The organism is Blautia sp. OM07-19 (assembly GCF_003481595.1).
GTDB classification, from domain to species: domain Bacteria; phylum Bacillota; class Clostridia; order Lachnospirales; family Lachnospiraceae; genus Blautia_A; species Blautia_A intestinihominis.
In genome coordinates this window covers 39,011-53,283 of record NZ_QULA01000019.1, presented here as the reverse complement: position 1 = coordinate 53,283, position 14,273 = coordinate 39,011, and the positions used below count along the sequence as shown (strand labels likewise).

Sequence of the window (14,273 nt, the reverse complement as noted above, 5' to 3'; positions counted from 1 at the left end):
AGTCACATCATTATCAGGAGAATCAGGAAACACAGAAACTGATCCGTCATCAGGCAGAGCATGATGCACTGACAGAACTTCTGAACCGTGGTTCTTATGAAAGAATCCTCAATATCTATGAGACAGGAGAGCGGCCGTTCGCATTGATTCTTATAGATGTTGATACCTTTAAATCTGTAAATGATACCTATGGTCATGCAATGGGAGATACTATTCTTCAGAAAGTAGCTACCCTCCTCAAGAGAACCTTCCGTAGCATCGACTATGTATGCAGAATCGGTGGAGATGAGTTTGCAATCATCATGGTTGAGATGACCAGCGATCTCAAATATACGATCGAGGAAAAGATCGAAGCTGTGAATGAAACACTTTCCAAGGAAGTGGATGGAGTTCCGGCGGTATCCTTAAGTGTCGGTGTTGCATTTTCTGACCGGGATAATGCAGAGGATGATATCTTTAAAGATGCGGATAAAGCTCTTTACTATATTAAAGAACATGGAAGACATGGATGCAAGATCTTCTGATGTAATAGGATTTTTGACAGGAATTCCCTGTACTGCCCTGTAGCGGCAGCAGGGAATTTTTGTTATTCATGGAGAACATTGGGGGAATTAACAGATTCGTCACATTTTTCCCACAAAGTCAACACAAATACCCCCTATACTTCTAACCATAAAAGAAAAGAAGTAAACAGAGATTCCAAGGAGGGGATTTTGATGACAGATATGAATAATAGATCAATGAATGATAACAATGAAAATAGAAATAACGATCCGAAAGAAAGAATGAGAAAGAAAGTAAAGAAAGCAGCAGGTATTGCATTATGCGCAGTTCTGGCAGGCGGACTTGCAGCAGGTTCTTTTGAGGGTGTGAATGCACTGACTGGATGGAACAGCAGCAGTGTAGAAGCTGCTTCTTCTAACAAAGAAAATACAACTCTTCTTCAGACAAAATCAGACAAGAAGGATAAATCCGACAGCAGTGATGAAAGCGATTCCAGCAAGACAAAAGGAAGCCTGGATGTATCTGATATCGCAGCAGAAGGAATGAAATCCGTAGTAGCGATCACAACGAAATCTGTTCAGGATGTTCAGAATTATCTTGGATATTATGGATTCGGTGGAAGCCAGGGATATACAACACAGCAGGAAGTTGAAGGAAGCGGTTCAGGTATCATCATCGGAAAGAATGATGACAGCCTTCTGATCGCAACAAACTATCATGTAGTAGACGGAGCAGATACCGTATCTGTTACCTGCATTGATGGCGAGACTTATGAGGCAACCGTCAATGGTTATGATGAGGACAAAGACCTTGCAGTTGTTTCTGTAGCACTGTCTGATATTTCTGATGATACAATGGATCAGATCCAGGTAGCAACCATGGGAAGTTCTGATGACCTTAAAGTAGGTGAGCAGGTAGTTGCCATTGGTAACGCTCTTGGATATGGACAGTCTGTAACAACAGGTATTGTAAGTGCAAAGAACCGTAAACTGAACTCTGATGGTTCTGAAGAATCAGAAGATTCAGATGCAGTAAACCTGATTCAGACTGATGCAGCAATTAACCCTGGTAACAGTGGTGGTGCACTTCTGAATATGGATGGTGAAGTAGTCGGAATCAACTCTGCGAAACTTGCATCTACAGAGGTTGAAGGTATGGGATATGCAATTTCTATCTCGGATGTTACGGATACTCTGGAGCAGCTGATGAACGAAACACCAAGAGATAAAGTTGATAATCACGGTGTACTTGGAATCACAGGTATGTCTGTAAGCGAGGAAGCTTCACAGTATTATGGAGTTCCGGAAGGTGTTCTTGTTTCTGAAGTTACAGAAGGCGGAGCAGCAGACAAAGCTGGAATCAAGACAAAATCTATCATCACAGAATTCGATGGTAAGAGAGTACGCAGCATTGATGAACTGGTAAGCCGTCTGGAGTACTATGAGCCAGGTGAAAAAGTAGACGTTACCATCGAAGTTGCAAATGGTGATTCCTATAAAGAAAAAACAGTTACCGTAACTCTTGGAGAAAATCCGGATGCTGATAGCCAGGATTCCAAGGATGAGTCCAAAGACGATCAGGATCAGGGAAAACCGGATGATCAGGGTGATGGAAACCAGGATCAGGATGAAGAACAGTTTGGTGACAGTACAGACAGTCTGCTTCAGGATTTCCTCGAAAATGGAACTTCCTATGAACGTTACTACAACGTATGGTAAACCGTAAGTTGACATAAAACAGGCAGTAATAGATTAATTATTATAAATATTATAAGCCACGAAAGGAATCGGTGCAGTTGCATCGGTTCCTTTCTTTTGCTATACTAAATGACAGAGTGCAGAAATACATCAGGTATTTTACGGAAAAGAAAGAAAAGGAAACACGGTATGAACTATATTGTTTTTGATCTGGAATGGAATCAGAGTCCAGGCGGAAAGAAATATTCAAACAGTCGCCTGCCTTTTGAAATCATAGAGATCGGTGCTGTGAAGATGAATGAAAAAAGAGAACCTGTAGATGTTTTTCAGAGGCTGATAAAGCCGCAGGTATATAACTGGATCCATGACAGTATCCATGAGGTGATCCATGTGGATTATAAGGATCTTGCAGACGGACTTCCTTTTCCGGAGGCGGTGAGGGAATTTCTGGACTGGTGTGGAGATGACTTTGCATTTTTTACCTGGGGAAATCAGGATGTCATGGAATTGCAGAGAAATATGAAATATTATGATCTGCTGTTTCTTCTTCCGGGACCGGTGAAGTATTACGATGTGCAAAAAGTTTTTGGTATGTGCTGTAAGGAAGCCGGTGGACGCAGAAGTCTGGAATTCGCGATCGATCAGCTTGATATTCCGAAGGAGCAGACATTCCACAGGGCACTGACAGATGCGCGTTATACGGCGATGGTTCTGAAATGGGTAGATGAGAAGACTCTTTTTACAAACTATTCCATGGACGTATATCAGAACCCGAAAAAAAAGAAAGATGAGCTTTTTTTATCCTATCCGGATCATGACCAATATGTTTCAAGGGAATTCACAGACCGGGACAAGATTATGAGGGACAGGGAAGTGACCAGCACGAAATGCCCGATCTGTCATTTGCCGGCGAAACGTAAGATTCGATGGTTTATGAATAATTCGAAGGCATATGAGAGCATATCACTCTGTCAGAAGCATGGATACGTGAAAGGTAAGATAAGGATCCGTCATACAGAAGAAGACCGTTATTATGTAATTAAGACGCTTAAAAATGTAGGTAATGAAAAAGCGGAAGAAATCCGTGAAAAAAGGGATTTCCTCCGCAAGAAGAGACAGATCAAAAGAAAATCAGAGAAGCAGATCTGAGATTGAATTTTTTGGATAATATCTGGCAGTTCCAACCTGATGACCGTTGAAAGAATAATTGATGGTCAGAAGGGGACGACCTGCCGGATTTTTTTTAATGGTGTAATTCTTTTTGAGGGAATCCGTATCTGTTCCATTTGGAAGTGCTACGGAAGGTGTCCGCATCGAATAAAAAAGAACACAGTGCTGGTAGTCTTTGATCAGATATTTTTCTGCTGGAAGACAGGAAAAAGAGATTTCTTTTTTTTCTTTTACAGCAGCTCTGGAAAAATTGTCAAATCCGTAATCCAGGAGGGATTTGGTATCGGAGTATGCACCATTGATGGACTGCATGACGACGGAGACAAGGTACATATTTCCGCGATGAGCAAAAGTAACGAGTGTATTTCCGGCTGCCTCTGTATAACCTGTTTTGCCGCCAAGAACACCGTCATAAGCATAGGTCTGTCCGGACATCATCTTGTGGTGATTCAGAAGGTAACGGGTTTCACTGAACTTGTTGGTTGCCGGGATTTCGTAATAAACAGTTGTACAGTATTTACGGAACATCGGATTGAACCAGGCTGCACGGGCGATTTTTGCCATATCATTGGCTGTAGTGTAATGTTTCTCATCCGGAAGCCCGTTAGGATTGTTGAAATGCGTATTGGTGCATCCTATCTGACGGGCTTTCTGGTTCATCAGTTCGACAAATTTCTTGACGGAACCGGAAGTCTGTTCAGCTATGGCAAGAGTCATTTCATTGGCTGACTGGAGCATAACTGCCATCAGTGCCTGTTCTACGGTAAATTCTTCCCCGGTATCTGCGTAGATACTGGAACTCTGAGTATCTGTGATTCCATGAGCAGCGGTTTCAGACATGGTAAATTTGTCTGTGGCTTTCAGATTTTCACTGCCGAGAAGGGCAGTCATGATCTTGGTGATGCTGGCTGGATACTGAGCTTTGTCTGCGTTTTTTGAATAAAGGATGCTTCCTGTTATCATATCCATGAGTACAGCGGATTCTCCCTCTATCTGAGGTCCCTGAACCCATCCCTCAATGGAATCTGTATCTGCAGGCTGTGTATAATAGTCTGTATGATAGATTTCTTCAGGAACAGGCGTTGCTGTTACGATCGGATCACCATATTCATCGGTTGCAAGGACAGGAACTGTCTGGCAGACAATGAGAGCTGCACAGAGTACGCTGCCAAGAACGCGCTTTATTGCATTGCATGTCGAGCAGGTGGCAGTAGCACGTCTGCTGATTTTTTTATTTTTCATGTAATTACCTTTCTTTATTGAATATAATTTCTATATTATACCATTCTCAACAATTATACTGTAATCATTTTTTGTATACAAGGGTGTATTTCAGCGGGAGAAAACGTAAAACCTTAAAGCGGTTTGGGTAAAATAGCCGTAAATCCCTGAAAATATCGCAAAAAGACCTTGACATAAACAAAAACAGAACCGTATAATGAAACAGCACATATAATGAAATAAAAACTGTGATGGAGACAGTAGATCGATATGAAAACCGCAGAGAGCCGGGATGAGGTGGGAGCCTGGTGTCAGTAATTTCGATGGAAGATCACTCCGGAGTTTCTTTCCTGAAATCTTAAGTAAGGAGGGACGGTGTTTCCGCCGTTAAAGGGAACATGTATCGGCGTTTGATTACTACCAGCCCGTACAATGTAACAGGTGGTGCGAATGTGGAAATTGCTTTCGTCCTTTTACAGGACGGAAGTTTTTTTATTTTTATGGAAAAATTTTCCCGAGAGAATTTAAAGGAGGAATCTGTTGTGTATCAGAAAGTAGATACGAACCTGAATTTTGTAGACCGTGAAAAACAAGTAGAAAAATTCTGGAAAGAAAACCATATCTTCGAAAAAAGTATGGAGGACCGCAAAGACGATCCTACTTACATGTTCTATGATGGACCGCCGACAGCAAACGGCAAACCGCACATCGGTCATGTACTGACACGTGTTATCAAAGATATGATCCCGAGATACCGTACTATGAAAGGTTACATGGTACCTCGTAAAGCTGGATGGGATACCCACGGACTTCCGGTAGAGCTGGAAGTAGAGAAGAAACTTGGTCTGGACGGCAAAGAACAGATCGAGGAATATGGTATGGAACCATTTATCCAGCAGTGTAAAGAAAGTGTCTGGAAATACAAAGGAATGTGGGAAGACTTTTCCTCAACCGTTGGTTTCTGGGCTGATATGGAGAATCCATATGTTACTTACCATGATGACTATATTGAGTCTGAATGGTGGGCACTGAAAGAAATCTGGAACAAGAAACTCCTGTACAAAGGATTCAAGATCGTTCCTTACTGTCCGCGTTGTGGTACACCACTTTCCGCACAGGAAGTTTCACAGGGTTATAAAACAGTCAAAGAACGTTCTGCGATCGTTCGCTTCAAGGTTGTCGGAGAAGATGCATACTTCCTGGCATGGACCACAACACCGTGGACACTGCCATCCAACGTTGCACTCTGCGTAAACCCGACAGAGACTTACTGCAAAGTAAAAGCAGCAGATGGCTATACTTATTATATGGCAGAAGCACTGCTTGACAAAGTTCTCGGCAAACTTGGTTCCGAAGAGACACCGGCGTACGAAGTTCTTGAGAAATATGTCGGAAAAGATCTGGAATACAAAGAATATGAGCCGCTCTTCGCATGCGCAGGAGAGGCAGCAGCAAAACAGAAAAAGAAAGCTCATTTTGTTACGGCAGATAACTATGTAACGATGAGTGATGGTACCGGTATCGTTCATATCGCACCGGCATTCGGTGAAGACGACAGCCGTGTAGGACGCGACTATGACCTTCCGTTCGTACAGTTTGTAGACGGCAAAGGTGATATGACAGCAGAAACTCCATATGCCGGCGTTTTTGTTAAGAAAGCTGATCCGCTTGTACTTCAGGATCTGGATAAAGAGGGCAAACTCTTTGATGCTCCGAAATTCGAGCATGATTATCCGCACTGCTGGAGATGCGATACACCACTGATCTACTATGCACGTGAGTCCTGGTTCATCAAGATGACAGCAGTTAAGGATGATCTGATCCGTAACAACAATACTATCAACTGGATTCCGGAGAGCATCGGTAAGGGACGTTTCGGCGACTGGCTGGAAAACGTTCAGGACTGGGGTATTTCCAGAAACCGTTATTGGGGAACACCACTGAACATCTGGCAGTGTGAATGCGGACATATGCATTCTATCGGAAGCCGTCAGGAACTGTTTGAGATGAGCGGTGATGAAAGAGCCAAGACAGTAGAACTCCATCGTCCATACATCGATGAGATCACACTGAAATGCCCGGAATGTGGTGGAACCATGCATCGTGTACCGGAGGTTATTGACTGCTGGTTCGATTCAGGAGCAATGCCTTTTGCACAGCATCATTATCCATTTGAAAATAAAGAACTTTTTGAAAAACAGTTCCCGGCAGACTTTATCTCTGAGGCTGTTGACCAGACAAGAGGATGGTTCTATTCTCTGCTTGCTGAGTCCACGATCCTGTTCAACCAGGCTCCATATAAGAATGTTATCGTTCTTGGACACGTACAGGATGAAAATGGCCAGAAAATGAGTAAATCCAAAGGAAATGCAGTTGATCCGTTCGATGCACTTGAGAAATACGGTGCAGATGCGATCCGCTGGTACTTCTATATCAACAGTGCTCCGTGGCTGCCGAACCGCTTCCATGGCAAGGCTGTTCAGGAAGGTCAGCGTAAGTTCATGGGTACTCTGTGGAATACTTATGCATTCTTTGTTCTTTATGCAAATATTGACAATTTCGACCCAACAAAATATACTTTAGATTATGACAATCTTCCTGTTATGGATAAATGGCTGTTAAGCAAGCTGAATTCTGTAGTGAAGACTGTCGATGACTGCCTTGCAAACTACAAGATCCCGGAAAGCGCAAGAGCTCTTCAGGAGTTTGTAGATGAGATGAGTAACTGGTATGTAAGAAGAAGCCGTGAGCGTTTCTGGGCTAAGGGCATGGAGCAGGATAAGATCAATGCTTACATGACTCTGTACACTGCTCTGGTAACAATTTCCAAAGCAGCAGCTCCGATGATCCCGTTCATGACAGAAGAAATCTACCAGAACCTTGTAAGAAGCGTTGACAAAGACGCAATTGAGAGTATTCATCTCTGTGATTTCCCGAAAGTCGAAGAAGCATGGATCAACAAAGAGCTGGAAGACGATATGGAAGAACTTCTCAAGATCGTTGTTCTTGGACGTGCAGCAAGAAATACTGCAAACATCAAGAACCGTCAGCCGATCGGAACAATGTATATCAAAGCTGACAAAGAAATGGGTCAGTTCTACACAGATATCATTGCAGACGAGCTGAATGTCAAAGAAGTGAAGTTCGCAAATGATGTAGAGTCCTTCATCTCCTACAGTTTCAAACCGCAGCTCCGTACAGTAGGACCGAAATACGGTAAACTTCTGAACGGCATCCGTACAGCACTTGCTGAGATCAACGGAACAGAAGCGATGAACGAGCTGAGATCCACAGGTCTTCTGACACTGGATATCAATGGAAACAAGGTAGAACTTTCTGAGGAAGACTTATTGATCGAGACCGCACAGACAGAAGGTTATGTAACAGAAGCAGACGGTGATATTTCTGTAGTTCTTGATACAAATCTGACACCAGAGCTGATCGAAGAAGGATTCATCCGTGAGATTGTCAGCAAAGTACAGACAATGAGAAAAGAAGCCGGATTTGAAGTTATGGACAAGATCCATATCTATGCAAAAGATAATGACAGAATTCTTGAACTCATGAAGAACCACAAAGAAGAAATCATGTCTGAAGTACTGGCAGAGGATATGACTCTGGGCACAACCGACGGCTATGTAAAAGAATGGAATATTAACAAAGAGCCAGTTGTCCTTGGTGTTGCAAAGATGTAATTAACTCATGCCCGGTAAATATACCGGGCATGATTCGTAAAAATTGGGGTAATCAAAGCTGCACAGCTGTTGCTGTGCGATTAAGGAGGAAACGCGATGATCGACAAGCAGTTCAAAAAAGAAGCTTTCAAAGAGAGCGTAAAGGAAAACGTTAAATTCCTTTATCGTAAAAAACTCGAAGAAGCTACACAGGAGCAGATTTTCCAGGCTGTATGCTACACTGTAAAAGACGTTATCATTGATAACTGGCTTGAGACACAGAACGCATACAAAGAGCAGGATCCGAAAACTGTTTACTATATGTCAATGGAATTCCTGATGGGTCGTGCACTTGGAAATAACCTGATCAACCTGACTGCATACAAAGAAGTCAAAGAAGCTCTGGATGAGCTCGGACTTGATATCAACGCAATTGAGGATCAGGAGCCGGACCCGGCCCTTGGAAACGGTGGTCTGGGACGTCTGGCAGCATGCTTCCTGGATTCTCTTGCAACTCTTAACTACAGCGCATATGGATGTGGTATCCGCTATCGTTATGGTATGTTCAAACAGCAGATCAAAGACGGATATCAGGTAGAAGTACCGGATAACTGGCTCAAAGACGGATATCCGTTCGAACTTCGCCGTCCGGAATATGCAAAAGAAGTTCACTTCGGTGGATATGTTGATGTTGAATATGATCCGGCAACAGGATCCAACAAATTCGTACACAAGGGATATCAGGCAGTAAAAGCTGTTCCGTTTGATATGCCGATCGTAGGATATAACAACAAGATCGTAAACACTTTAAGAATCTGGGATGCAGAGCCAATCGTAGACTTTGAGCTTGATTCCTTTGACAAAGGTGATTACAAAAAAGCAGTTGAGCAGGAAAACCTTGCCCGCAATATCGTAGAAGTTCTTTATCCGAATGATAACCATATGGCAGGTAAAGAGCTGCGTCTGAAACAGCAGTACTTCTTCGTATCTGCAAGTCTCCAGGCTGCTATCGACAAATATAAGAAGAACCACAAAGATATCATGAAACTGCACGAAAAAGTTACTTTCCAGATGAACGATACTCATCCGACAGTAGCAGTAGCAGAACTTATGCGTATCCTTATGGATGAAGAAGGTCTTGGATGGGATGATGCATGGTCTGTAACAACCAAAGCTGTTGCTTATACAAACCATACAATCATGGCAGAGGCTCTTGAGAAATGGCCGGTTGAACTGTTCTCCAGACTGCTTCCACGTGTATACCAGATCATCGAAGAGATCAACCGTCGTTTTGTTCTTGAGATTCAGGAAAAATATCCTGGAAACTATGACAAGATCAAGAAGATGGCAATCCTCTATGATGGACAGGTAAAAATGGCTCATCTTGCAATCGTTGCAGGCTACTCTGTAAACGGTGTTGCAAAACTTCATACAGAGATCCTTAAGAAACAGGAACTGAAAGATTTCTACGAAATGATGCCGGAGAAATTCAACAACAAGACAAACGGTATTACTCAGAGACGTTTCCTGCTTCACGGAAACCAGCTTCTTGCAGACTGGGTAACAGATCATATCGGACCGGAATGGATCACAGACCTGTCTCAGATCAGCAAACTGAAAGTTTATGTTGATGATGAAAAAGCACAGCAGGAATTCATGAACATCAAATACCAGAACAAAGTTCGTCTGGCAAAATACATCCTGGAGCACAACGGAGTAGAGGTAAATCCACGTTCTATCTTCGATGTACAGGTTAAGAGACTTCATGAGTACAAACGTCAGCTTCTGAACATTCTGCATGTAATCTATCTGTATGATCAGATCAAGAAACATCCGGAAATGGATTTCTATCCAAGAACATTCATCTTCGGTGCAAAAGCATCTGCAGGTTATGCACGTGCCAAGAAGATCATCAAACTGATCAACTCTGTAGCAGATGTTGTAAACAATGATGCCTCTATCGAAGGCAAACTGAAAGTTGTATTCATCGAGAACTATCGTGTATCCAACGCTGAGATGATCTTTGCAGCAGCAGATGTTTCTGAGCAGATTTCTACTGCAAGTAAAGAGGCTTCCGGTACAGGTAACATGAAGTTCATGCTGAACGGTGCACCGACTCTGGGAACCATGGATGGTGCTAACGTTGAGATCGTTGATGAAGTTGGCAAAGAAAACGCATTTATCTTCGGTCTGAGTGCAGATGAAGTTATTAATTACGAAAACAATGGCGGATATGATCCGAGAGTCATCTACAACACAGATGATGAGATCCGTCAGGTACTGACAGAGCTTGTAAATGGAACATTCTCCGCTGATACAGAACTGTTCCGTGATCTGTACAACTCACTCCTCAACCAGAATGGTGGAGAGAGAGCAGACCAGTACTTCATCCTTGCTGACTTCCGCTCCTATGCAGCAGCACAGAAGAAAGTAGAAGAAGCATACAAAGATGAAAAAGGCTGGGCTCGTATGGCTATGCTGAACACAGCATGCGCAGGTAAATTTACATCTGACAGAACAATTGAAGAGTATGTAGATGATATCTGGCATCTGGACAAAGTATTTATTAAATAAATTCCGCAAAGTGGACTTAGCAGTCCCCACTGCACACCCCTGGCTTAGTCGAAGCATGGCTATAGGTTATGATGAGATGAAGTGAGTTAGTGGGGGAATGTATTCCTGGTTTTTGTGTGGGGTAGATTTCCTGTGTGGAGAATGATTGTGGGTAAATAAAAAGGATCTGGCTTAGGTAAGTCAGGTCCTTTTTTTGTAGGAAATGTGGATTAGTTCCAGGTATATCCTGGGCTGGTGTGGATAAATTCAGCCAGATGTGTGCGGATGTCTTCCATTTTCTGGCGGGTGTCCGGGTTGGAGTAAGGAATGCGGTCGATGATCTTGTTGAGGTAGTCGTGTTCTTCGATGATATCGAGGGTTGCACGATAATTGATGTCAAGGAAGTAAGCGACGTAGGAGACCCAGTAATCCATTCTGGTGACGCGGTCAGGGGAGTAGACACACTGGTTTTTGAAAACAGTATCGTAAATGACAGGAGTAATTGCCTGTGCACCGATTTCTTCTCCAGATGCCCCCATGAAGACCAGAAGATCATCCTCTAATTTTACGCGACAGTTGTCCAGTTTGTCTGCATCGCGGATCAAGCGGGCGTGAAGGAGGGTGAGTGGATCTGTGATCCCCTCAAGTTTGAAATCACTGTGTCTGGCGATAGCAGTGTGGATGATATCGTCCCAGGTGGATTCCGGGACAAACTGGCGGATCATGCCTTCTTCAAATAAAACCTGCACACCATAAGCTGCGTGATCCATGGTGGTCGGTTCGAAGCTGTCAAAACGTTTCAACTGTTCAAAACGACCAATGTCGTGCAGCAGGGCAATGATTCTGGCGAGTTCAGTGTCTTCATCAGATAACTGCATACGTTTACAGATTTCTGTCATATCATGCACTACGCCGTAGGTATGAATGATCTTGAGACGGACTTTACCATTATCACGGTCATAGCTGTTCAGATATTTCTCAAATTGTTCTTTTGCATTGTTGTAGTTCATGCGTGATCCTCCTGTGATATAAGATTTTTGCGGTATTCTCTCGGACTACAGCCTTTGATCTTGCTGAAGACTTTGGAGTAGTAGTTGGAGTCGGAGAAGCCGGTCTTTCCGGCGATGTTGCTGATGGATTCGTGGGTGCTCAGGTATTCCAGGCTTCGTTCGATCCGGTACTCCTGCAGGAAAGAGAAGAGTGTAGTATTCATATGGCGTTTAAACAGGCGCGTACATTCACTTTCACAGAGATGAATGTGTTCAGCGACTTCTGCCAGTGTGATCGGGTTCATGTAATTCTGTTCTATGTAAGAGAGGATTTTGCGGATCCGTTCATATTCTGTGAGATCAGATGCGGCAGGAAGCGGCTGATGTGGGAGATGTTCTACGAGCAGCCGCCACATGATCTGCATCCGGATCGATATGTCCAGTTCGTAGAAATCAGGCTTTTCTTTATCAAGGGCGATGACTTCCAACATTTTTTTGCGGAAAGTTTCATGCCAGCTTTCTGTATAGTCGATGTGCATCGCACAGACAGCAAGATTCTGGATCACAGGTTCTACATATTTCGTACAGATGGTGCTCTGGAAAAATCCATAGATCAGCTTTGGGTCAAAAGTGATCGGTATATAGGAACAATCCTCCTGGTGCTCCATTTCGCCGCTGTGGAGGGCGTTGGAATTGCAGAAAATAATGTCCCCTTCTTTCAGGTGGAAGGACTGATTATTTACACGATAGTGCATGGAGCCTTTTTTTATATAAGTGATCTCGATTTCCGGATGGTAGTGCCACATAAAGGAATTGGAATCATATTCTGACAGCCGCTGATAACTGACCAGAAACGGGAAATGGTCGCTGCCATGTTTCTTTAATTCTTTTTGAAACTGGTTTGTGATGATCTGCATGAGAGACTGTCTCTCCTCCTTTTTTCGAAGATTTGCTGAACGCAGGAAATTACCTTTATTATAAACAAAAAAATATGAATAACGCAAGATTTTACTTTTTTTTCGCAGATTAATTAAGGTATTTTACAGAAAAAGATATATAATGGATTTATCAGATGTGCACAGGAGAATAATGTGCATGATGAAAGAGCGTAACGAAACAACATAATGAAACAAAAACTACATGGGATGCATCAAAATAAAATGTAAAAGGAGAACAGGAACATGAATTTACCAGAAACAGCAAAACTTCAGGAAATCTATGGAGAAACAGAGAAGAGCAGCGCACGTTTCCAGAAACTTGCAGATAATTTTGCAAAAACATACAAACATGACAAAGCAGAATACTTCACATCAGCAGGAAGAACTGAGATCATTGGAAACCATACAGACCACAATGGCGGCAAGGTGATTGCAGGAAGCATCAACCTGGATACCATCGGAGCGGCTTATCCGAACGGAACACAGACTATCCATATCACCAGTGAAGGATACAGAGATGAGATCGTTGTAGACCTTACCAAACTGAGCAAGGCAAACTACAAGAAGGGAACACCGGCACTCGTTGCAGGTATGATGGAAGGTGCACAGAAGAACGGCTTTAAGACAGCAGGATTCGATGCATATGTAAGCACAAACGTTATCGCAGCAGCAGGTGTAAGTTCTTCTGCTTCTTTCGAGATGCTGATCTGCACTATCATTGATTACTTCTTTAACGAAAGCAAAATGACATATAATGATTATGCAAAAGTTGGCCAGTATGCAGAGAATGTTTACTGGGACAAAGCTTCCGGAATGATGGACCAGATGGCATGTGCAGTAGGCGGACCGGTTCTTTTTGATTTCGCTGACAGCAATAACCTCAAATACAGCAAACTGGATTTCTCCTTCGGAAAATTCGGATACAAGCTTGTTATCGTAAATACAGGAAAAGGTCATGCAGATCTGAGCCAGGAATACTCTGAGATCCCGGGTGAAATGAAAGCTGTTGCCAAAGTACTTGGCGTGAACCTTCTTCATGAGACAAACGTAGATGCACTTCTTGAGCATTGCAATGAGATTGAGGATGACAGAGCAATTCTCCGTGCACTTCATTTCTTTGGAGAGACTACCCGTGTAGAGGAAGCAGCAGATGCGATCCACCATGATGATTATGATAAATTCCTTGAACTGATCGACGAGTCCGGAAAATCTTCCTGGGAACTCCTTCAGAACTGCTACACTATGAAAGATTTCCACGAGCAGAAGATCACAAGAACTCTTGCACTGACACAGCTTTTCCTCAAGAAGATTGGCGCAGGCGTATGCCGTGTTCACGGTGGTGGATTTGCAGGCGTTATCGCAGCGATCATTCCGGAAAAAGAGCAGGAGAACTATGTAGAATATATTTCTAAATTTGTTGGAAAAGAAAATGTATATCCAATGGACATCCGTGCAGTCGGAGCAGCACATATCGGATAAGCAACTACTGTCTATTAAAAAAGAATATAAAATCACAAAAATAAACCC

General features: G+C 43.0%; 9 protein-coding genes. 6 read left to right on the top strand and 3 right to left on the bottom strand.

The annotated features are described in order from the left end of the window. Window positions 1-38: 38 nt before the first annotated feature. The 3 genes from DXC01_RS12985 to DXC01_RS12975 all read left to right on the top strand — a co-directional run bounded on the left by DXC01_RS12985 (window position 39) and on the right by DXC01_RS12975 (window position 3,350). Window positions 39-524, top strand: a complete 486-nt coding sequence (locus tag DXC01_RS12985; RefSeq protein ID WP_118699061.1) for a GGDEF domain-containing protein — start codon at window positions 39-41, stop codon at window positions 522-524. Window positions 525-716: 192 nt separating this feature from the next. Then, window positions 717-2,222 carry a S1C family serine protease gene (locus tag DXC01_RS12980; RefSeq protein ID WP_118699060.1) on the top strand — a complete coding sequence of 502 codons (1,506 nt, stop codon included), beginning with the start codon at window positions 717-719 and terminating at the stop codon, window positions 2,220-2,222. Window positions 2,223-2,390: 168 nt separating this feature from the next. Beyond that, window positions 2,391-3,350: a 3'-5' exonuclease gene (locus tag DXC01_RS12975; protein WP_022213751.1), complete on the top strand. Its 960-nt coding sequence runs from the start codon at window positions 2,391-2,393 to the stop codon at window positions 3,348-3,350. Here DXC01_RS12975 and DXC01_RS12970 read toward each other — a convergent pair. Continuing rightward, entirely contained in the window at window positions 3,333-4,613 is a 1,281-nt protein-coding gene (locus DXC01_RS12970; RefSeq protein WP_022213750.1) for a D-alanyl-D-alanine carboxypeptidase family protein, read from the bottom strand. The genes DXC01_RS12975 and DXC01_RS12970 overlap by 18 nt on opposite strands. Before the next feature lie 521 nt (window positions 4,614-5,134). Between DXC01_RS12970 and ileS the strand changes: the two genes are divergently transcribed. Both ileS and DXC01_RS12960 read left to right on the top strand, forming a co-directional pair. After that, complete coding sequence (gene ileS / locus DXC01_RS12965) at window positions 5,135-8,287, top strand: isoleucine--tRNA ligase (protein ID WP_118699074.1); 3,153 nt, start codon at window positions 5,135-5,137, stop codon at window positions 8,285-8,287. Window positions 8,288-8,383: 96 nt separating this feature from the next. Further along, a complete protein-coding gene (locus DXC01_RS12960) occupies window positions 8,384-10,840 on the top strand; it encodes a glycogen/starch/alpha-glucan phosphorylase (RefSeq protein ID WP_118252583.1) in 2,457 nt (818 codons plus the stop codon). A 209-nt stretch (window positions 10,841-11,049) separates the two neighbouring features. Here DXC01_RS12960 and DXC01_RS12955 read toward each other — a convergent pair whose 3' ends face one another. Both DXC01_RS12955 and DXC01_RS12950 read right to left on the bottom strand, forming a co-directional pair. Then, a complete protein-coding gene (locus DXC01_RS12955; RefSeq protein WP_118252582.1) occupies window positions 11,050-11,829 on the bottom strand; it encodes an HD domain-containing protein in 780 nt (259 codons plus the stop codon). After that, complete coding sequence (locus tag DXC01_RS12950; protein ID WP_022215670.1) at window positions 11,826-12,725, bottom strand: helix-turn-helix transcriptional regulator; 900 nt, start codon at window positions 12,723-12,725, stop codon at window positions 11,826-11,828. Before DXC01_RS12950 ends, DXC01_RS12955 begins: the two co-directional genes overlap by 4 nt. Before the next feature lie 264 nt (window positions 12,726-12,989). Between DXC01_RS12950 and DXC01_RS12945 the strand changes: the two genes are divergently transcribed. Continuing rightward, the gene (locus DXC01_RS12945) at window positions 12,990-14,225 is read left to right on the top strand and encodes a galactokinase (RefSeq protein ID WP_022215671.1); all 1,236 of its coding nucleotides are present in this window, start codon (window positions 12,990-12,992) and stop codon (window positions 14,223-14,225) included. Window positions 14,226-14,273: the final 48 nt, after the last annotated feature.

Excerpts from the sequence above, each read along its gene's own strand:
- DXC01_RS12955 (WP_118252582.1), bottom strand. The coding sequence starts at position 11,829 with ATGAACTACAACAATGCAAAAGAACAATTTGAGAAATATCTGAACAGC.
- DXC01_RS12980 (WP_118699060.1), top strand. The coding sequence starts at position 717 with ATGACAGATATGAATAATAGATCAATGAATGATAACAATGAAAATAGA.
- DXC01_RS12975 (WP_022213751.1), top strand. The coding sequence starts at position 2,391 with ATGAACTATATTGTTTTTGATCTGGAATGGAATCAGAGTCCAGGCGGA.
- DXC01_RS12950 (WP_022215670.1), bottom strand. The coding sequence starts at position 12,725 with ATGCAGATCATCACAAACCAGTTTCAAAAAGAATTAAAGAAACATGGC.
- DXC01_RS12960 (WP_118252583.1), top strand. The coding sequence starts at position 8,384 with ATGATCGACAAGCAGTTCAAAAAAGAAGCTTTCAAAGAGAGCGTAAAG.
- DXC01_RS12970 (WP_022213750.1), bottom strand. The coding sequence starts at position 4,613 with ATGAAAAATAAAAAAATCAGCAGACGTGCTACTGCCACCTGCTCGACA.
- DXC01_RS12945 (WP_022215671.1), top strand. The coding sequence starts at position 12,990 with ATGAATTTACCAGAAACAGCAAAACTTCAGGAAATCTATGGAGAAACA.